Genomic DNA, 19,706 nt, shown 5'->3' on the forward strand with positions numbered 1-19,706 from the left:
CTATGTACAAGTTATTTGCTTTGTGGGTGTGGAGCGTACTGGCAGCCACAGGCTGCCAGTACGCTCCACACCCACAAACTGGGCGAGTGCCGCAGGCGCGAGAAGTCCTGAATATTTGCTACCTTCTGAAAGACATGAGGTTTCTTGCGTTTTGCTGTAAGTCTAGTCCTTTCTGCGCCATTCGTCAATGGGATAGCGCAACAAAAGGCAGAAGCCACAAGAAACAGCACAAATAGACCTTTGGATATACCACTAGCTACTTGCTCGCTATCCATTGCATTACAAAGCAAAATAGCGTACAATTTTGGCTGTATCAACGGTTGATTCATAGAGAGAAGATAGCCTGTCGCAGGCACTACTGCTTCATTTGTCTCGCTTAGATATTCATCGCAACGCTTGCTTCCTTCTATAAGCGCATCTGTACATAGCGCCTGGAGACCCTCATTTCTCTCTTAGGGCGAGCCGTTGGCATTTTTAGCAAAATACGATATACTGTCCTCGACAGTAGTAGCATACACTACTGCCTGATATACCCTATGGGGTTTGGGACGTCCCCAACTTCATTATATAGCATATCTCAGGCGGTGGACGTAAGAGCGGGCAGGAGAACGAATTGACATGTCTCTGATCAATATGGCAAAGCGAGAGATCAATTGTAAAATTGTCTACTATGGCATTGGTCTATGTGGCAAGACAACAAACCTTCACTACATCCATCAGGCCGTCAGCCCTAAAGATGTTGGGAGCATGGTTTCCATCGATACTGAGACCGAGCGCACGCTTTACTTTGACCTGCTCCCCCTCGAGTTAGGCAAGGTCCACGGATTTACTATTCGCTTTCAGCTCTACACTGTTCCTGGCCAGATTCTTTATCAACAAACACGCATCTCGGTGCTCAAGGGCGCTGACTGCGTTGTTTTTGTCGCCGACTCGCAGGCCAGCAAGCTACAGGAAAATATCGAATGCTGGAACGAGCTGCAAGAACAGTTGCGCCGCATGAATAAGGACGTTACCGATTTCCCCCTGGTCATGCAGTGGAATAAACGCGACCTGCAAGATACCCTGCCGGTCTCAGTCCTGGAGAAGTACCTCAACCCCTACCGCGTCCCCAGCTTTGAAGCTGTCGCGGTCACTGGCAAGGGCGTTATCGAATCCCTGCGTGTGGGTATCAACACCACCCTACAGCGCCTGGAGCGCATCTAGCCCTCATACTCACCTATGCCTATGATCGTAGAGACAGTCACACATTACGTCTCCAGAAGGGAGTTGCCTCGTCGGCAACGCATTCAGATACGATGCAACTCCCTCACATAGGTTGCCATTCCCTCCACATTTCAAGCCTTTTTCAGTTCTCCTGCCCAATTCTCGCATTTGTAATGCAAACAAAATTTTTGTCCCTAACCAATTGTTCCCAGGGCGTTTTGTGTGTATAATGGGCACACCAAAGGTAATAGTACTTTCCCCTGTCACCACAGGGACCATATGACTGGTTTAAAGAGGCTCTTTTAGCCAGTGCCGTGATTTAGGAGTTTTTGCAATATTAAGAGTGTAGGCAGTGTCGCGGTGGTGCCCCCCACGCTGTCTGCTGCTCTTCGATGAAGGATTTGCATGGAAACGATACGTGTCATCATTATTGATGAACAACCCCTGTTCCGCGAGGGTATTCGCGCCACCCTCCAAAGGATGGGCAACTGCGAAATTATTGGAGAGTCGACCGACGCCACAGAAGTGCTGGATATTATCCGCACGAATACCGCTGATGTCGCCCTTATCGATGCAGGTCTCACTTCCTCTGATCCACTCGAGATAGCCCGGCAGACGCGTCATCTTGCTCCACGGACGGCCATCATTATGCTTACGCCCTCCGAGGACGAGGAACGCCTATTTCAGTCCATCAAGGTTGGTGCAGCCGCATACTACACACGCAACATCACAAGCGAAGAACTTGTCGATGCCGTGCGTAAAGTCAGTCAGGGCGAATACCTGATTAACGATGATGTCCTCTCCAAACCGCAGCTTGCCAGCCGCGTCCTCAGGTCATTCCATGAATTAACCGTGGAGAAGGAAGAGGGTACCCCCAAGGATAGCTATTCGCCCCTTTCAAGCCGCGAGGTCGAAATTCTCGACTATATCGCACGGGGAAATAGCAACAAAGAGATCGCCAAGTCATTGAAGATCAGCGATCAAACAGTGAAAAACCATATCACCTCTATCTTGAAGAAGCTCTCGGTGAGTGACCGTACAGCGGCAGTTGTACACGCGCTCCGCCACGGCTGGATCAAGATTAACAACGAAAGCTAGCTTTCAACCAGAGCACAGGAACAAGAAGGGCGGCCCATTCCAAAGATCTACTTGGAAGTCAAACCACCCTCCTTTCCTGTGCGCTCTTTTAAGGTAGAAACGGCGAGTACTCTACCAGTTGCCAGTGCAGCGGAACAGCTCCTTTCGTCTCGATGACCTCTTCAATACCAAACTCTACCAGGCGCTCGGCGCCAGCAAAAGCGGCTACGCGTTCTTTCTCCCAGATTACCTGCGCTTTACCAGTGAGTTGGAGCGTATCTCCGCTCTTAAAGTCAAGGAAGAGCAAGCCAGCCTGTGGTTCTACGCTGATATTACCCAGAGTCTGGAACATCCTGTTGCCCGAGTAATCGGGAAACACCAGCCGCGTTGCATTCTCAACCTGTACAAAGCCTGGAGTCCCCCCGCGATGCGAGACATCAGAGCCACCCTCATGATGACTGCTTGCGATAAAGAAAGTATCTGCCCGCCCTATCCATGTGTGTTGCTCACTAGTCAACGCTGTGTTGCAGACTGCCTCTGGAGAAAGCTGCGGTGTAAGAGGAGCGGGCGATGGGGGCTCATTCGTGTTCGCACCTGGCAATACGCGAGCCTGAATGTATTTAGGACAGTTGGAGTAAACCTGTTCCGTGTGTACCACAATCTCCCCCCGTACACTTTTTATCCGTCCATTGACCCTCATACGCCTGCGCGTCGCAAAGTCGATCATGGTCATTCCAATTGCCCCTCCGATCTGGAGATTCTTTGAGAGTGGATCAAAAGGGCCAGGAGCCGCACTGATCTTTACGGTCTGTTCATCGGGCGTCTTAAGGAAACCAGGCTCTCCAGCGAGTATCGACGCCCAGACACGCCCTTCGCTATCAGTAGTGCTCAAAACAACCATACATTGCTCGTGCAGAAATGTCTGCGCAATAGGCGGCAACGTGGGGCGAAGGCTTTTGTTCACGCGAGATGCCCTGGGCGGTACTCCCGCCTGCCTCTGCACCTCAAGCTCTCCTGCATGATAATCCAACATACACAAATTTCCTTAGCATAGGGGTAAAGACAGAAGACTAGAAGAAGCCGCAGGTGGGAGCCGAGGCCGTAGGGGCTGGGTTCTCGCTGGCTCCGCTGGGACTATAGATTTCCAGGCGAATCCCATCAGGATCAGTGAAGAAGATACCGCCCGAATCCTGCCCCTCGCCATGAGGCACAACACTTTCATACAAAAAATGGGCCTCAAGGCTCTTGAGCCGAGCCTCGAAGACACGCACTTCCGCAATATCATTGACTTTAAATGAAAGGTGATGAAGACCAGGGCGGTCTTTCGCAAAGGCTCCCTGGCTCTGCTCCCACAGGGTCAAGACCAACCGCTGGCCATCGCCGAGAAACGCACAACGACGGCCTGGCTCCTGTGACTCCCAGGTTACAGAGAAGCCAAAGATGGCTTGATAAAAACGTTTCGATTGCTCGATATCGCTGACATTAAGGCCAATATGACCAGTCTGAAGTGCCGGGGTAACAGTAGACATTGCGATTCCTCCTGAAGCAACATGGGATGCAAACTCTTAAAAATGTCCATATCTAAACAACGTTTGACTTGGATAATCCGAGTGTACTCTGAAAAAATTGTCCTTGTCAATAGTCCAATAGTATTGGATAATAGAGCAAGGAGAAATTTGGGTATGCTTGAGGAAAAAGGGAGAACTCAATATGAGACGCTGTTTCTCGTTGATGGTGAGAATCTGGCGCTCAGCCTGGTAAATACAGAGGTCATGACGCGCGGGAAACGAGGCGATCTGCTGATGACATCCCAGGATGTGGCTCGCTGGTGGCAAGAGACATGTCAACGCCATCCTGAATTCGACGAGGTGCGCAGAGAGAGCAAAGAGCCAATTATGTATGATACGGCATTGCTCAATACCCTCAAAAAGTTGCGCGCGGCCCTGCGAGCTATCTTTAACGCGCTTGTAACAGGAAGCATGCCAGAGAAGGAGGACGTGGCCATCCTCAATGCGATTCTGCGAACGGGCTATACGTCGTTGGACCTCACCGAGCAGGGAGAGTTGGTCCCCAGAACGCACACCACGGATCCGACGCAAGGCCTGATGCTCTTGCCCATTGCCCTTTCGGCCTCGCGCCTCATTAACCAGGGCGAGAGAAAGCGCCTGCATCATTGTGAGAATGAGCGCTGCATTCTCTTTTTCTATGACACAACGAAAAGCGCGACACGTCGTTGGTGTAGCCTGGGATGTATGGATAGGGCGCGCTCAGCCCAACGCTACCGAGAGGCCAAGCGACAACAAGCAGCAGGCAAAAGAGGAAAAGGGGAGCTTTAGTAAAGGTATAAAAAATTGCTAGAGAACCTTTTTATTTTGTGCTGTTTTTTTGTATACTGGAAATACGTACACCCATTATTCATACTGAAATACGTTGATACATGAGTGCTCACCCCAAAGTGGGTCCTCATACACATACACCCCTCCGGTGTTGGTAGAGGGTTGAGAGACATACGCATCATTTATCTTTTTCGCAGGATTTGCCATGCCTGGTTGGGAGGAGACATCATCGGGAGCACCGCTTATTCAAGCGCGACGCGCCCACATGTGATTATAATAAGGAGAAATAAACACTCCTGATGTGGCAGGCGCCCTGCTTCACACCTGTACATGGCAGAAAATTGATTGCGCAAGCGTTGCATATGTCCTTCGTCCGCGAGAAGAAAGGAAGTCTAGACCTGTGAAAGTCTACGGTCGCATAACGGTCTTTCCCATTATGCCATCTCGTATCAGTCGCCTCTATGAGTTGGCGTACAATCTCTGGTGGAGCTGGCATCCCGAGGCTCGCGAGCTGTATAGTTCGCTTGATCCAGAACTCTGGGAACAGGTTGGGCATAATCCGGTACGCTTTTTGAGCGAGGCGGAGCCGCAGAAACTAGAGCAAGCCGCCACAAACAGCCAGTACCTGGAACGCTACGACAGCGTCATCAACGACTTCGATCACTACATGCACCCACGCCAGGACGAGACCTGGTTCTCGCAAAACTATCCACACCTGCAAGATAAGACAATTGCCTATTTCTCCGCGGAGTTTGGGCTGCATGAGTCACTCCCCATTTACTCCGGTGGCCTGGGTATTCTCTCGGGCGATCACTGTAAAGAGGCAAGCGACCTGGGTCTGCCATTTGTGGGCGTGGGCTTCCTCTATCCACAAGGATACTTCATCCAACATGTTACCCGTGATGGTGTGCAAGAGGCGCTCTATGATAAGCTGCACTTCTCCGAGGCGCCCGCGACCCCCGCGGTTGGGCCTGACGGCAATGAGGTGGTCATTAGCGTTGACCTGCCTGGCAGACGCATCTATGCCAAGGTTTGGAAGCTCATGGTTGGCCGTGTGCCCCTGTACCTGATGGATACGGACGTCGATCCAAACGCGCCCCATGATCGCGAACTTTCGGCGCGTCTCTACGCAGGTGATCGTGAGATGCGCATCTCGCAGGAGATCGTGCTGGGTATTGGCGGCGTACGCGCCCTCCGCGCCCTGGGCATCTCGCCCGCGGCCTGGCACCTCAACGAAGGCCATGCTGCCTTCCTCAGCCTGGAGCGCTGTCGTGAACTGGTAGCGCAGGGGCTGACATTTCATGAGGCGCGCGAGGTCGTTACCGCAAACTCGCTCTTTACCACGCATACACCAGTGCCGGCTGGCAATGATACCTTTAACTATGACCTGGTCGATAAGTACTTCAGCTCCTACTGGAGCCTGCTCAAGCTCAATCGCGACCAGTTTATGGAGGTCGCCCGCGAGGATCACGGCTGGGGCTCGACCTATGGTATGACGGTGCTAGCCCTCAAGCTTACGGGACAGCATAATGGCGTCAGTAAACTGCATGGCGCGGTCTCACGCAAGATGTGGCAATTCCTCTGGCCTGGGCTGGACGTGGACGAGGTACCCATCGACTATATCACCAACGGCGTCCACACCTTCTCCTGGATCGCGCCCGAGATCAACGCGCTCTTCCGACGCTACCTCGATCCCGATTGGGGACGCTACGTCGATGATCCTGCGTTCTGGGACAAGCGCATCGATATGCTCCCCGATGATGAGCTCTGGAAGGTTCACGCTACACGCAAGGAGCTGCTAATCAATTACGCGCGTGAGCGCCTGAAGCAACAGCATCTACGCCTGGGCGAAGGCTCACTCCAGATTGACGAGTTCGAGCAGTTCCTGGACCCCAACGCCTTTATCATTGGCTTTGCGCGCCGCTTCGCTACCTATAAGCGCGCGGCGCTCCTCTTCCGCGATCTCGAACGCCTCAAGCGCTTGCTCAATAATCCTGAGCGCCCGGTGCAGATTGTCTTCGCAGGCAAAGCCCATCCCGCGGACGATCCAGGCAAGGCGCTGATTGAGCAGATCTATCGCGCCTCTCGCAGTCCAGAGTTCAAGGGCAAGATCGTCTTCCTGGAGAACTACGATATCGATATGGCGCGCTACCTGGTGTCAGGCACTGATCTCTGGCTGAACACGCCCATTCGCCCCTACGAGGCCAGCGGCACCAGTGGTCAGAAGGCCGCCCTCAATGGACAGCCCAACTGTAGTATCCTCGATGGCTGGTGGGCCGAGGGCTTTAATGGTGAGAATGGCTGGGCTATTGGCGAGGAACGCGAATACCATGACCAGGAGATTCAGGCGGAGGCCGATAGTATTGCCCTCTATCGCCTGCTGGAAGAGGAAGTAGTTCCCTCCTTCTTCGAACGTGGCGAGTCTGGCGTGCCTCACCGCTGGGTAGGTACCATGAAAGAGGCTATTCGTACCTGCACACCCCAATATAGCATGCGCCGTATGGTGAAGGAATATACCCAGCGCTACTATGTTCCAGAAATAGAACAGAGCGTCCAGGTCGGCGAGAACTCGTATGAAGAGGTACGCGCCCTGGCAACCTGGAAGGAGCGCGTTCAGAAGTACTGGGATGGCGTCCAGCTCTATGTCCAGGGCCAGCGCGAGGGACAGCTCAGCCTGGGTGAAGGCATTACCGTCAAGGCCTGGGTACGCCTCAATAACCTGGCCCCCGAGGATATCAGCGTTGAGCTGGTTTATGGCGAGACAAGAGACGAACTGGCCATCCCCCAGCACACCATTCCCATGGAGTATAGCAAGCGCGAACAAGACGGAGCCTATCGCTTCGAAGCACACTTGCAACCGGAGGATAGCGGGAGTATCGCCTATAACGTCCGCGTCGTCCCCACCCATCCCCTGCTCAAAGGCAAGTACGAGATGGGCCTGATTCGCTGGGCCTGATAGAAAGCCCTGCCTCCCAGTAAAGTAGAACAAGCGAGAGGCTGTCCACAATGATGTGGGCAGCCTCTCGCTTGCTTATCTTTTTCTTCTGTCACATAGCTTCAATGAGCATATTCCTGCCAGCCACATATCCTCCGCCCCAGGAGAGAGTTTGTCTTTCGCGTAACTTGGTTCTTCTGTTTACAGACTAACGATTAGAGCGTTTTCTCAGTCTTCACATGCCGATAGGTAAACAGATGATGAACAGTAAAGTTGTAGAACAGCACAATGATCAGCGCAGAGGCCTGAGCAAACAGCGGCCAGACATGCACCAGGTAAACGAGACTAAACTGAATCAAGGCGGTCAGCGCGCTGCCACTAATACACGTCAGCTGGAAGCGCAGGCAGCGCTGGAGCCACGAACGTTGGCGAGCTCCCGCGACATGCCGGAAGGTAAAGTAGTCATTAGGTATAAAGTTGGCCATGATAGAAATTTCAGTCGCACAGAGGAAAGCAACCACCAGATGCACCGCATCCGGTCCTGGCACTGGAACAAAGTGATAAACAATAGAATACACGATCAGATTGACAACTGCCGCGACACCACCAATCACAACGTAACTGCTCAAACGTTGGAGCATGCCAGCGCGACCGCCAGTTAAGGTATCGACGACATCCAACACGCGATTCGCAACGCTCCAGGAATAGGGATGGTAGGAACGTGTAGGAACGTCGGCAGGGGTGGCAGGCACTACAGATGCAGCTGGCTCCTCAAGGAGAACCGACTCTACAGAGACTTCTTCCAGGTTACTTAACGACATACGTATCTCCAAAAATCTTGCATAGAATCGTTGCACAGGATGTTCTGTTCACGAATGCAAGACGGTCAATCCTCGACCAAAGTAACACACGAAAGATAGGCCCCCCATGAGTACTACCGGGCGCTGGTAGTCTCCATTGGCTTCGTTACCCGCCAGGATTCTATGCCAGACTCAGGAGACATACTGTAGGGTCCATGCTCGCATGGACTCCGAGGCCCGCAGGCCGATACCTATCCGCTAGGGAGATCGCTGCGCTCGCAGTCCATGCGAGCATGGACCCTACAACTTTCTGCGCCGCAGGCGCGAGAAGTCAGGCGGCTGTCCCAATGCAGCGAGCCAGGCAGAGTGAGCGTGCCTCGGGAAAAGGCTCTAATAGTGCAAACATATTCTCATCAGGATCAGTAAAACGTGCCTCGATTCCATAAAGTTGCCTGGTAGGAGCCTGAAGAAAATGCACACCTCGGGCAATCAACTTTTCATAGGTTTCACCGCAATTGTTTGTGGCAAACATCCAGGGATTGCGCGGATCCATGCGCCTCAACACATCCTGCATCCAGGCTTCATCATGATAAATACCCGGCTTCGCCAGCGCCAGTTGCGGCTTTCGCTGCCTCCTGGGGGCCACAGTCACCAGGCGTAGACCTGGAGCATAGGTAATATCCAGGCACTTCTCTAGCCCCATAATATCGGTATAGAACTCAAGCGCGGCATCCTGGTCCTGCACCAGGATAGAAATGAGGGAAAGTGATGTTACTAGTTGCATATGTGATGATCCCTAACCAACCAATGAGCAACAGCTCATAAAACTGCTACAAACCATGTCTACCTTACTATTCTCACGTCGGCCTCTCTATTATATAAAACATTTGTTCTAAAAGCAAGAGTAAATAGGCATAGTCTTATTCGGCATCCGCGGGAAAAGTGCGGTACAATATCTGCAAATACTCCCGCACATATGTAAAGCCAACATTTCAATGGAGAACTCTGTTGCAGCCTCGTGTGCTAGAAAGGCAAACAACAAGGATGAAGGCAGTACGCTTCGCTCGCTATGGTGGGCCAGAAGTTCTTGAATTCCAGGAAGTAGAGGATCCAACACCAGCAGCCGACCAGGTACTGATCGAGGTCAAAGCTACGACGGTTAACCGCCTGGATCTCTTTCAACGTGATGGCAATCGACCTGTCCCACACCTGCCCTTTACTCCCGGGCTGGAAGCCGCAGGGATCGTGCTCGCGGATGCCCATGGCTTCCATGCAGGAGAGCATGTATTGACCACTCGCGCCGCCGAGGCCACGGGAGGCGGTGGATACGCCTCTAAGATCGCGGTTCCCGCCGACCACCTGGCTCGCCTGCCAGCAGGGGTGAGATTCGAAGAGGCCGCCGCCGCTGGCCTTGCCGCCTCAACCGCCTGGGGCAGCCTCTTCGACCTGGGAAAGCTTCAAGCCGATGAGCGGGTCCTTATCTGGGCAGGCTCCAGCGGTGTTGGCACCGCGGCGATTCAGCTCGCCAAACAGCAGGGAGCCTGGGTCGCCACCACCGCCAGTTCGACGGAACGGGCAGAGGAACTGCGCAAGCTTGGCGCAAACCTGATCATCAACCATCAGCAGCAGGACGTAGGCGCGGAGCTACAAAAACTCGGCGGGGTCCAGCTCGTTATAGAACTGGTCGGATCAACATTACAGCAGAGCATTACAGCATGCGCACCTAATGGGCGTATCGTCTTGATCGGCAACCTGGGAGGCAAGGAGAGCACCGTCGACACACAGACCTGGCGCCTCAAGCGCTTAACGGTCATCGGCGGCGGACAGCTACGTGCCGCGCCACGCGACGAGCAGAATATTCTCCAGCTCATTGCGGACAAGGCATTTACCCCATTGATTGCGCGTGTCCTCCCTATTGAACAGGCAGCCCAGGCTCATGCATTGCTCGCCTCAGGCCAGGTGCAAGGGAAAATTGTGCTGCGACATACGTAGTTCTACCTGAAACATGCAAAGGAGTTTGTGAAAGCATGCAGAAGACCACTTCGTCCATCAGTAACAATATTTCATTTACACGCGGCGTGCCCGCGCTCGAGGCCTTGCCAACGACCCTCTTTAGCGAGTGCCTGCAAGCGGTTCTCGCGGGTCCAGACGGAAAAACTGTGCTCCAGTATGGGCATAACGGTGGCTATGTGCCCCTCAAACAATTGCTCGCGGAACAGTATCAGGTAGACATCGACCAGGTACTCATTGGCAATGGCTCGCTACACCTGCAAGATATGCTTACCGCTCAACTGGTCCAGCCCGGAGAAGTCGTCTTTACCGAGCAGCCCAGCTATGATAGGGCTATCAAGACCTTTCGCCGTCGTGGCGCCAAAGTGATCGGTATTCCGCTCGCGCTCGATGGCGTCGATATTACGGCCCTGGAAGAAGCCCTGGCTCGCTATACGCCTCGCTTTATGTATATCGTGCCCGATTTCCAGAATCCCGCTGGTGTGACGACCTCCCGCGAGAAACGCCAGGCCCTGGCGCAACTGGCGGAGAAGCATGGTTTCTACCTGGTTGAGGATGTGCCTTACCGCACGCTGCGCTACAGTGGCGAAACGCTGCCGCTACTGCGCGAACTCAACCCCGAACGAACCATTACTGTCAGCTCATACAGCAAGCTCATTAGTCCCGGAATCCGTGTCGGCTATCTCATCGGCCCACGCGATATCGTCAAGCCACTCATCGCGCTGGCTGAGGACACGACGCTCGCCCCGGTGCTTCCCACGCAAGCCGCTGTACTGGAGTTTCACGAGCGCGGTCACTTTGAGCGCAACCTGGAGAATCTGAAGCAACTCTATGCCCCACGTTTGCAGGCGATGATCTCCGCCATCAAGACCTACCTGCCGGGTATTGACTTTGCCGAGCCCGAGGGTGGTTTCTTTGTCAGCATCACCCTGCCCCAGGAGAGTAACTACCAGCACTTGCTCCAGCGTGCCAAAGAGCAAGAGCTCTTGCTCACTGATGGGAACGGCTTCTTCGCGGACCACCTGAACGCCCAGGTCAACCAGGCACACACAGGTGACCGCTTTGTGCGGCTCCCCTTCTGCGCCCTCACGCCTCAAGAGATTGAGGCCGGGATGCAACGCCTCGCCGAATTGGTACGCGCCTAAGCTAGTTTCAAGCAGAGAGCCTGTGAACAGACTCTCTGCTACCACCTCTCCCTATCCATTACAGTTTTCTCATACATTCCTGTTTGCTTCCTTTTCATCAACGCTCTTCTTACATGCAGAACAGGCATAGACTACACCTACCACGCTACTCAATCCCATAAAAACGGTTTGAAGCGTGACACTACAATATTAAATAATCGTTAATATTGCGAAATGCGACTTTATAATATTGACACAGTTGCCCTATTTCCGTATATAGTTATAAGCAATAAATTAGCGATCACGCCTCAAAAGTATTTATACAAGAAATAGATGCATGTGCGGAGGGTTTTGTGAACAATCCAGAGAGTTTCGCCTACAGGCATGATGGGATACGCCTGCACCAGTATCAGCGAGCCATACTCACTCGCCTCCCGCTGGTCGCAGCCGAGGTCACGCACTTTGATGAGCTCCTGCAATGGTTGGGGGAGGCGCTCATCCACTACTTCCATATTCAGGTCACTCAATTCTGGGTTGGTCATCACCGCACGACGACAGGACAACTCTACCTGGAACTGCGCATGATGGTCTTTCAAAACCCCTTCCTCTCGCAAGAGATCGTCGTCAATCCCCAAATGGCAGAGGCCATAGAACGGATCTTCCTCGAACGACGCGGCCTCATGCCTCAGAGCATTGATGCCTTTTTCCCGCCCCAACAGGCCCAGGCACTTCACTACAATCATCTCAGCTACTGGTCCTGCTACTTTATGAGCCATGGCGCCCTTCTACCAGCAGCTAAAGGGCAGGGCGGATTGAGCAAAAGCAAAATTCCCTTCTCTATGGCGGTTACCCTTCTCTTCCAGGAGATGCCACACCCACGCCTACTTCCGGTCATTAGCTTTATCTTAGAGCAGGCCATCGTTACTGCCAAGCAATATCAACTCCTTAAGCCACTCACTCTCTAGTACTTTGTCAAAATCCTATGTAACTGTTGGCCATGGGGCAGAAGCATGTGAGCCACGCGCAGTCCTTCCCACAGGAAAAGGGGTATGGTGATAGGCTGGCTCCGCCAGCCTATCACCATACCCCTTTTCCCCGAAGAGCCGCGTAGCAACGAGAAGGAGCGCGATCTTACTTAAGAAGCCAGGTCCTTGCGGACCAGGACCGCCATGTCATATGAGCCATCGGTGCTACCAATCGCCTGGCGGTACCACCACCAGTTCCAGACATGGGAGGCCGCGCTCCCCAGGTTAAACTGCGCATGTGCTGGCGGCATATCGCCATAGCTGAGCCAGAGCAGGGGACCAACGCCTCCCCAGGTTGGCTGACCGGCGCAGTTATTCGTATTTGTTGGCACACAAGGAGGCGGCTTATATCCCTCGTCCCACCAGGTACGCATATGATAGGTCGAGACCACGTACTGGTTCTTGTAGAGCGCTTTATAGGTCGCCAGGCAATCACCACCGACAATCACCACCGGCGCGTTGGTTGAGAGCGGAGGGCAGACATTCTGCGAATCGATGTTCAAGAAGGTTGTCTGGTGATAATCGCGCAGGTACCAGGCGAAGGGCCAGGTCGCATCGCTCACCACGCTAACCGGCAGTTTCTTCTCTCCGTGATACAGCTTGTTATCCACAGCGTCAACCTTCGCCATCACTTTATTGACGTCAAAGGTCGTCTGCACATACACCATCATTTCGTGCGGACCATCGGCGGCATGCACATATGTGACCTGGAACATATTCTGGAGCGTTGGCACGAGCAGCAGTAGCGCGAGCACGAGGACTGCAATAGAGCCAAAGGCCCGTCCCGAAGACAGAGGGCGAGAAGTCACCGGTACACCCACGGGAGTGCTTGCCCGCGCGTTCAAGCGCTGGCGCGCCCAGTCTACAACCGTCACCACCGCTGGCTGCAAGCCGAGCGCGGCTAGTAGCATCATCGGCATAGTCATATGGATCATCAGCCAGGGCATCTTCTCGCCCGCCCAGGAATAGATGAAGACGCTACCCACAAACCAGTACACCAGGAAGAGGCGGAAGCGCGATGGGCGCCGGAGGCAGCGTACCACGCCCACGAGACCAAAGACCAGGCCGATCTGCTCATACAGCGGGATCAGCATAAAGTAGTAGTACCAGGGCTGCTCGCCACGAGCCACCTGCTGCTGCTGCAACCAGTAATACAAGCCCTGCCAGATGCCATCCCCAATGCCGCCACGGATATTGGTAAAGAGGACCGTAAACAGGATCAAGAAGACCGCCCAGCCACACAAGATAGCAAAGACCCAGTGCATCCAGGGCATCGTCGTAACCACGTCAAGCAAGGGCTGGCGCACAGGATCAACAGACTTCGCCACGCCCCGACGACGCCCGTCGTAGACAGGCAGTTTCTCGAAGTATTCCAGCATCAGAATGACAAGCACATAAATGCCCAGCGCGATGCCCAACCAGGGCACAATCGCAACAGTGATGTTTTTTAGATTGGCCACAAAATTATTCGCCAGTGGCTGCGTCTTGGGATCATTGATATAGAGCGAGACAGCGTGCATGTAATGGAAGAAGGCCAGAGCCACCGGCGCAACCACAACGGCCAGAATCAGCAACGCCAGGGGCGCCCACGTTCGGGGCAGGAATTTTGCTGCCTTTGGCGCACCCTCGGGTATGTCCTGCGCAAATGGGAAACGCACGGCGATATCCCAGACGACTAGGCCCACAAAGAAACTACCCAGGATCGCAACTGTGAGGAAGGTCGCCTCCTTGGTCGCGTAAGAGAGCGCAAAGGCAACCGAACCAGTAATCAACCATTTCAGCGAGCGATCACGGCAGTAGCGCGCCATTGAGACCACCAGGAGCAGGGTAAAACAGGCCATGTAGATATCTTCGCGCGCGAAACGCGAGAAATACACCAGACTAGGCGAGATCGCCAGCAAGAAAGAGGCCAGCAACGCCCCATATTTTCCCAGATAATCGCGAATAAAGAAAGGTAAACCAACGATCACCGTCCCCAGGGTCGCGGCGGCGATGCGTACCGTTGTGGTATTTACGCCATTGTCCGAAAAGCCCAGTAACTGGCATATTTTGTACACCAGGGCAATGGCATGGAACTGGAAGGGGCCATGCAGCAGCGGATCATAGTGGTAACAACTGCTGGTGGGGCTAAAGCAACTCAGCCAGTTTTCCATGTTGTGCATCAACATCAGCGAGTAATAAGCGTGCAAGCTTTCGTCGTGATGCAGAGGCTTATCGCCCAGGTTCCAGAAACGCAGGATAGCGCCCAGCAAGACCAGGCCGAGAAAAGGCGCCCAGGCGATTACCTGTTCGCGCGAGGGGAGTTTGAAGGTAAAGCCCTGGCCAGACGGCTGTAATTTCTCTGCATAGGCCTCTGTCTCAAATGAGGGCTGCTCCTCCTCTTTGCGCACAACATACGTCGCTACAGACGCATCCTCTTGCACCAGCGCGCTTGCGGCACGCTCTTCATCCGCCCCTGGTACTTCTACATCGGACGGTTCCAGGGGCAATGCAGTGCTCACAGCTTCAGGCTGCGTTTTGGCCCTCCCCTCACTCAGAGCCTCCTCTGGCTGTCCCAGCTGTGTTTGCTCATCTGGGATCGTCTGCTGAGGGATAGGCTCATCTCGACGAGTGTCAGTATCTGGTCGCTTCAAAGACTCTTCCTCCTTGCACGGCTTAACATAAGCAGTCGCTCAAGTATGTTTAATCTATTTCAACCCGTGATTACACGTTGACTTTGTAAATGGTCACACCATTCGCATTATAGACAATTTGCATAAAAGCGGCAAAACGATGAAGATCAGCCGCCTGGTACTTTCGATACTCTAAAGGCCCAACGTATAGATACTGGATGTTGTAACGCGCCATATTTTGCAGGACTATCTTCTTATCAGGATCCTGGTAGATTAAGTCAACCGCTGTTTGCCGCTGGTTGAAATCCTCCGAATTCTGCGCTGTATGCAACATTGTCGCACGCCATTGCAGTTCATGCCCTGGCCAGTTGATCGGACTCGACAGGCCGGTAAAGATGGAGACGCGCCCATATTCGGAATAATCGCCGCCAACCGCCTCCACGATACCAGGGTTCCCCTGCACATGCGTGTTGAGCCAGAGAATGGCATCATAGTCGCCTGGATACGTTGGATCGCTTTGTAAGTAATCAAGCCCATTTAAGCTTCCCGTTGAGGCCAACATACCACTCGGCAAGGGAAATTTTCCTGGTCCATAACGCGCATAGGGGGCCTGCAAAGGATAGAGCATGCCAGACAATAGGAAGAGCAGCAATAACGCATACCAGCCCCCGACTCCAGCCATTTGCCACCAGTATGCCACAAGTGCGCCAACTTTCACAGGGCGAAAACTCTGCCAGAGAAAGTATAAGCCAGCACCCGAGGCAATTGAGAGCAACGCCCAAGCTTGAAAATAGAATTTAAAGACTGTGTTCATGCGCGGGTCCTGGTCTGCAAAGACATCACGCAGGAAGAAGACTTCACAGCCCGCGATGAGCAGAAAGGCTAAGGCCCCCAACAAAAGCGGGTAGGCATGGGCGCGGTCTCCCAGGTGATAGAGCGCGAGCAGAAACGCCGCCAGCGCAATACCCGCCGCCACCAGTAGTGTGGCGCTCTTAGGCATCAGCACCAGCACCAGCAGGCCGGCTACCAGGACAAAGGCCACGAGCCACCAGGCAAGGCGTGAATTGCTCAGCGTCAACCAGGAGGGCGTCTCCTGTGGATACAGCTCCGCCAGGTCCAGCAGTGGGCGCTTTAACGCGCTGGCAAAGAGAAACGAGAGTACCACAAAGGCGAAAATACCGTAAATAAGCCACTCGCTACCGAGCGCAGAGCGATCTTCCGGCTTCACCAGCCCCACGCCCTGCGCTGGCGAGACAAACGTGATAAAAAAGGGCAGATACAGCAGGAATGTCAACACAACAAGCGAGACACAGGCCACAACGATATCGACGACCAACACCCACGAAAAGTTCCGCTGGTAGGTAAGCCATTGTTGAAGCGCGATACAAGCCAGACAAAGTCCCACATAGGTTGGATAATCCCACCCATTCATCAAGAAGAGCCCACCCAGGATCAAGGCGGTGCAAACAAGGGTCAGTACCAGTCGCCAGTCCTCGCCAAAGACGTTTAAGCCGCGCCCTGTAGGCTCTAAAAAGAGATTGAAAACGGCGCCAATCCCCAGCACGGTAAAGGCAAAGGCCAGCACATGCGCATGGAAGCAGGACAGGAGAAAGCTAAAGGCGGGAAACTCATTGATCGTCTTGTTGATGATCCGCGAGGGGCCAACCCAGAAGGTGTAGGCCTGGTCAAACGTGGTCGTTACCATGCCATGGTTCTGCCACCATAACTGTGTCGCGGCCAGGTTGCCCATGAGGAGGGCCATTACTATCGTGAGCAGGCCAAAGACAATGCCGCCCGCCAGCGGCGGATACACCATCGAGGGATGCTCCTGTGAGACAGTCCCTCCTGCATGCACCTTGCTGCGTAGGTAACGCGCCCAGGCCACGATATTGCAGGTCACTCCAAAGAAATTGAGGCCGGTTAAGCCAAAGAGCAGGCAGATACCCGTATTAAAAGCAACATAGGAGGGTTGATTGAGCAGTTTCGCCAGCGTCGCGATAAAAAAGTGCGCGTAATAGTAGTAGTTGATGGGCGAGCCAGCATACCACATATCAGCTGGCGGCAGATGCTCGCTGCGCAAAATAGATGCCAGGAAACCTTCATCCATAAACATCTCCCAGCCCCGAATCTCAGGACCAAAGGAGCGTACCCACCCCAGCAGGCACATCATTCCCAGAAAAATAATCTCGGTCGCAATCACATATCCCAGGTTCACACGCAGGACCTTGCCAACCTCGTGATATGTCTTCCTCCAACCAAATAGCGCCAGCGCTGCGAGGATACACAGCACACCCACCAGAAAGAGCCGGGTATAGGGCAAAAAACGCAGCCACATCAGCGGACACCAGGCACAAAATACAAAGACAATCGCTCCCAGCGACTTACTAAATGCCCAGCCCCGGTCGGGCAAATTATGAAAGACCATCAAAGCGAGTGGGAAACCGATCAGACCGATAACCTCAATCAGCGCCCACATCTGTAATAATTCCAGCATAGCTTCTCAACCTGAATAGAGGACTCTACTAAATATATAAACGGCACATCCTGCCGTTCCTTCATATCATCAAGCTCTACAGTCATGACCATTGGGCCTGCCTCTGCGCACAAACGCCCCTCTGGGTAAAGTGTGTCTGGTGGTGGGCTGGCAAAGCCAGCCCACCACCAGACACACTTTACCTTACTTCTCTGGCAGTGAAAGGCCGCTAATTAACTTTTGATACACCTGCTCGGATGTATAGGGGTATGGCTGCTGACGCACAAAGATGCGCACCATAGGATGATCAAAGACCGAATAGCTCTCATCTGCCATACTATCATCAAGGGTAATACTTAACAGGTGTGGATGCACCTCAAACTGCGCCGCCAGCCGAAAGCCAAGCTGTCCCTGGAACAAGAGTTGGTAGTAGCGGATAGTTAAGGGATAGCGCTCAGGCATCCGAGGAATCGATTTATCCAGACGATCAGAGGCCATAGTAATCGCATCGAGGGTGGGCAAGAGTCGGGCCAGGACCCGCGCCTTTGCCAGCGTGTCATCATCATAGAGACCCAGACCCGTGGTCATATTCCCCTGCGCATCCGCGTAGCTTGCCTGGGCAAAATAGGAGGGATCGTGGCCATCGATAGCCACGGGCAAGGCATCATCCCATTGCTCGTATGTCAGGATACTGCCACGCGCCAGGTGCGCGTACAGCCAGCGCGAAGCCTGAATACGCGTATTGGGCTGGCTATAGACCTGCAAGAGTGCCAGGCCCTGAAAGAGCGTTCCTCCCACTACCAGCACCAGTAGGGCTCCTGTCACCAAACGAGGGCCATAGCCACCTCGTAGGTGCCTCCAGAAGCCAGCAGGAGCCTCGACAGGTGGCGCGGACCAGCCCGCTGTTACCAGCGCGACCAGGACGGTCGCAGCCAGGAGTGCACATAGGGGATAGATTGGCAAGAGATAACGCATAAACTTGACGTAGAAACTCCCGGTGATGAGGCTATACGTCACCATCCAGGCGAAAACAACCCACCAGGTTGAGGCCAGGGTACCCCGCCAGGTCGCCCATATTCCCCAGCAGAAGCCACAGATAGCAGCCAGACCTAGCGTCAAGCCCACACCCCAGAAGAGCAGGTTATAGCCCTGGTAGAGATAGGGCAGCGTCCCCGCGAATTGTCGGACATAGGGGTAATCGAGGCCGCCCCGCGCCATCGTGCCCTGCTCCGTCACCTGCGCAATATAGTTATGCATATCCAGCCAGGCATATGGCTGTGTCACAAAAAAGGCCACCACCGCCAGCAAGAGCGGGAACAGGAAACCAACCAGCGCCTCCGCAATATCACGCTTACGCAGGTAGCGCAACAGCACAGCAATGACTATAGGTAAACCCAGCGGAGCCGCGCTAAACTTGGTCGCCAGGGCCAGGCCAAAGCTAATACCAGTCCAGCTAAGCCAGAAGATGTCATGGCGCGTCAAGACATATTTGACACATCCCACAAGCGTCAAGAGCACAAAAAAGAGCAAGAGTGTATCTACAGTATAGAAATGCGAGAGCTGCAACTGTAGGGGCGTAAACGCGACCAGGCCCGCCGCCAGCAGAGCCACACTCCAGCTTGCACGATAACTAAAGCCACGCTCCTGCGTCAAGAGGCGCGCCAGCCAGGCTGTCAACAGGAGCGAGCCTGTATCAAAGAGTGCCGAGACCGCTCTTCCCACCAGGGAGAGTGCGGCATAAGACAGAGGCCAGGCAAAGAGGCGCGAAAGCAGAGACCAGGTACCAGCCAGCAGGTAGAGGGGCAGCGAACCATAGGCAAAAAAATGTGGATTAAGAGGTGAGTGATCTGGGTCTAGGAATTGAGCCATGCTGGCTGGCCAACCCAAAGCAGCCACGCGAAATAAGATTTCCCGCTCATCTGGATGAAAATTCTCTCCCATATCCCAGTTGAGACCATACAGGCGTGCCCCTAGACCTAGAAGAGCAATAACCAGGAGCAGTGAGAGCTGCCAGTGCCATACAAACTTTCGTCGCATATAATGCTATCCTCTGCTATACATTGGCAAGCATACTCTCATCTATCGAGCATCACAAAATCGCTCACCACGTG

General features: G+C 53.8%; 14 protein-coding genes. 7 read left to right on the top strand and 7 right to left on the bottom strand.

Going from position 1 to position 19,706, the window contains the following annotated elements:
* Positions 1 to 618 precede the first annotated feature (618 nt).
* Both JMJ16_RS22525 and JMJ16_RS22530 read left to right on the top strand, forming a co-directional pair.
* Entirely contained in the window at positions 619 to 1,203 is a 585-nt protein-coding gene (locus JMJ16_RS22525) for an ATP/GTP-binding protein (protein ID WP_007910863.1), read from the top strand.
* 405 nt (positions 1,204 to 1,608) lie between these two features.
* A complete protein-coding gene (locus JMJ16_RS22530) occupies positions 1,609 to 2,301 on the top strand; it encodes a response regulator transcription factor (RefSeq protein ID WP_201369200.1) in 693 nt (230 codons plus the stop codon).
* 88 nt (positions 2,302 to 2,389) lie between these two features.
* On the opposite strand, the gene JMJ16_RS22535 is transcribed toward JMJ16_RS22530, so the two are convergent.
* Both JMJ16_RS22535 and JMJ16_RS22540 read right to left on the bottom strand, forming a co-directional pair.
* Positions 2,390 to 3,313 carry a pyridoxamine 5'-phosphate oxidase family protein gene (locus JMJ16_RS22535; protein ID WP_201385197.1) on the bottom strand — a complete coding sequence of 308 codons (924 nt, stop codon included), beginning with the start codon at positions 3,311 to 3,313 and terminating at the stop codon, positions 2,390 to 2,392.
* 37 nt (positions 3,314 to 3,350) lie between these two features.
* The gene (locus tag JMJ16_RS22540; protein WP_201385199.1) at positions 3,351 to 3,809 is read right to left on the bottom strand and encodes a VOC family protein; all 459 of its coding nucleotides are present in this window, start codon (positions 3,807 to 3,809) and stop codon (positions 3,351 to 3,353) included.
* A gap of 153 nt (positions 3,810 to 3,962) precedes the next feature.
* Between JMJ16_RS22540 and JMJ16_RS22545 the strand changes: the two genes are divergently transcribed.
* Together JMJ16_RS22545 and glgP are read left to right on the top strand one after the other, a co-directional pair.
* Positions 3,963 to 4,616 carry an ABATE domain-containing protein gene (locus JMJ16_RS22545; RefSeq protein WP_201385201.1) on the top strand — a complete coding sequence of 218 codons (654 nt, stop codon included), beginning with the start codon at positions 3,963 to 3,965 and terminating at the stop codon, positions 4,614 to 4,616.
* Between the two features lie 400 nt (positions 4,617 to 5,016).
* A complete protein-coding gene (gene glgP, locus JMJ16_RS22550; protein ID WP_201385203.1) occupies positions 5,017 to 7,572 on the top strand; it encodes an alpha-glucan family phosphorylase in 2,556 nt (851 codons plus the stop codon).
* Positions 7,573 to 7,766: 194 nt separating this feature from the next.
* Here the strand turns inward: glgP and JMJ16_RS22555 are convergent, their stop codons facing one another.
* Both JMJ16_RS22555 and JMJ16_RS22560 read right to left on the bottom strand, forming a co-directional pair.
* Positions 7,767 to 8,372, bottom strand: coding sequence for a GtrA family protein (locus JMJ16_RS22555; RefSeq protein WP_201385205.1), 606 nt, complete (start codon positions 8,370 to 8,372; stop codon positions 7,767 to 7,769).
* 310 nt (positions 8,373 to 8,682) lie between these two features.
* Positions 8,683 to 9,135, bottom strand: coding sequence for a VOC family protein (locus tag JMJ16_RS22560; RefSeq protein WP_201385208.1), 453 nt, complete (start codon positions 9,133 to 9,135; stop codon positions 8,683 to 8,685).
* Positions 9,136 to 9,395: 260 nt separating this feature from the next.
* Between JMJ16_RS22560 and JMJ16_RS22565 the strand changes: the two genes are divergently transcribed.
* The 3 genes from JMJ16_RS22565 to JMJ16_RS22575 all read left to right on the top strand — a co-directional run bounded on the left by JMJ16_RS22565 (position 9,396) and on the right by JMJ16_RS22575 (position 12,450).
* A complete protein-coding gene (locus JMJ16_RS22565) occupies positions 9,396 to 10,343 on the top strand; it encodes a zinc-binding dehydrogenase (protein WP_201385210.1) in 948 nt (315 codons plus the stop codon).
* A 35-nt stretch (positions 10,344 to 10,378) separates the two neighbouring features.
* On the top strand, positions 10,379 to 11,506 hold the full coding sequence (locus JMJ16_RS22570) for a PLP-dependent aminotransferase family protein (protein ID WP_201385212.1): 1,128 nt from the start codon (positions 10,379 to 10,381) through the stop codon (positions 11,504 to 11,506).
* Between the two features lie 332 nt (positions 11,507 to 11,838).
* Complete coding sequence (locus tag JMJ16_RS22575) at positions 11,839 to 12,450, top strand: hypothetical protein (protein WP_201385214.1); 612 nt, start codon at positions 11,839 to 11,841, stop codon at positions 12,448 to 12,450.
* A 170-nt stretch (positions 12,451 to 12,620) separates the two neighbouring features.
* Here JMJ16_RS22575 and JMJ16_RS22580 read toward each other — a convergent pair whose 3' ends face one another.
* The 3 genes from JMJ16_RS22580 to JMJ16_RS22590 all read right to left on the bottom strand — a co-directional run bounded on the left by JMJ16_RS22580 (position 12,621) and on the right by JMJ16_RS22590 (position 19,632).
* Positions 12,621 to 15,143, bottom strand: coding sequence for a flippase activity-associated protein Agl23 (locus JMJ16_RS22580; RefSeq protein WP_201385216.1), 2,523 nt, complete (start codon positions 15,141 to 15,143; stop codon positions 12,621 to 12,623).
* Positions 15,144 to 15,213: 70 nt separating this feature from the next.
* Positions 15,214 to 17,616 (bottom strand): DUF2298 domain-containing protein, encoded by a 2,403-nt coding sequence (locus JMJ16_RS22585; RefSeq protein WP_201385218.1) that lies wholly within the window; start codon positions 17,614 to 17,616, stop codon positions 15,214 to 15,216.
* Positions 17,617 to 17,799: 183 nt separating this feature from the next.
* A complete protein-coding gene (locus JMJ16_RS22590) occupies positions 17,800 to 19,632 on the bottom strand; it encodes a phospholipid carrier-dependent glycosyltransferase (protein ID WP_201385219.1) in 1,833 nt (610 codons plus the stop codon).
* Between the last annotated feature and the right edge of the window lie 74 nt (positions 19,633 to 19,706).

This window comes from Ktedonobacter sp. SOSP1-52 (assembly GCF_016587395.1).

Bases quoted from the DNA above. Each gene is read 5' to 3' on its own strand.
- JMJ16_RS22525 (WP_007910863.1), top strand. From the start codon at position 619: ATGTCTCTGATCAATATGGCAAAGCGAGAGATCAATTGTAAAATTGTC.
- JMJ16_RS22530 (WP_201369200.1), top strand. From the start codon at position 1,609: ATGGAAACGATACGTGTCATCATTATTGATGAACAACCCCTGTTCCGC.
- JMJ16_RS22535 (WP_201385197.1), bottom strand. From the start codon at position 3,313: ATGTTGGATTATCATGCAGGAGAGCTTGAGGTGCAGAGGCAGGCGGGA.
- JMJ16_RS22540 (WP_201385199.1), bottom strand. From the start codon at position 3,809: ATGTCTACTGTTACCCCGGCACTTCAGACTGGTCATATTGGCCTTAAT.
- JMJ16_RS22545 (WP_201385201.1), top strand. From the start codon at position 3,963: ATGCTTGAGGAAAAAGGGAGAACTCAATATGAGACGCTGTTTCTCGTT.
- JMJ16_RS22555 (WP_201385205.1), bottom strand. From the start codon at position 8,372: ATGTCGTTAAGTAACCTGGAAGAAGTCTCTGTAGAGTCGGTTCTCCTT.
- JMJ16_RS22560 (WP_201385208.1), bottom strand. From the start codon at position 9,135: ATGCAACTAGTAACATCACTTTCCCTCATTTCTATCCTGGTGCAGGAC.
- JMJ16_RS22565 (WP_201385210.1), top strand. From the start codon at position 9,396: ATGAAGGCAGTACGCTTCGCTCGCTATGGTGGGCCAGAAGTTCTTGAA.
- JMJ16_RS22570 (WP_201385212.1), top strand. From the start codon at position 10,379: ATGCAGAAGACCACTTCGTCCATCAGTAACAATATTTCATTTACACGC.
- JMJ16_RS22585 (WP_201385218.1), bottom strand. From the start codon at position 17,616: ATGCTGGAATTATTACAGATGTGGGCGCTGATTGAGGTTATCGGTCTG.
- JMJ16_RS22590 (WP_201385219.1), bottom strand. From the start codon at position 19,632: ATGCGACGAAAGTTTGTATGGCACTGGCAGCTCTCACTGCTCCTGGTT.